The 309-nt window shown below is 63.1% G+C and carries 1 pseudogene; it reads right to left on the reverse strand.

The annotated features are described in order from the left end of the window. Positions 1–309 (reverse strand): annotated as a pseudogene (locus tag RTW80_RS28440) (RHS repeat domain-containing protein); the annotation flags it as partial.

The following is a 309-nucleotide window of genomic DNA, read 5'->3' on the forward strand; positions in this document are numbered from 1 at the left end:
GTCGTAAAGCTGCCGCGTGCTCAGTCGCCCCTGGCTTCTGAGCACCTCACGGTGCAGGTGGTCGCGCGTGAACTCGCTGATGACCTCCCGGTCCAGATTTATCTGCTGGAGATGGCCGCTGCCGTAGTACAGATGGCGCTGCGTTCTGCCGTCCGGAAAGGTGGTGGCAGTCCGGTTGCCCAGTTCATCGTACTGGTGGGTCAGGATGCCCTGCGCCGTCTCCTCGCTCAGCATCCGCCCCAGTCTGTCGTAGCTGAAGCGGATAACTTCCGGCGCGTCAGTTTCGTGCCGCTGGCGGCGGATTTCCAG

This window comes from Escherichia sp. AM3 (genome assembly GCF_032029835.1).
In the GTDB taxonomy this organism is placed as follows: Bacteria; Pseudomonadota; Gammaproteobacteria; order Enterobacterales; family Enterobacteriaceae; genus Escherichia; species Escherichia coli.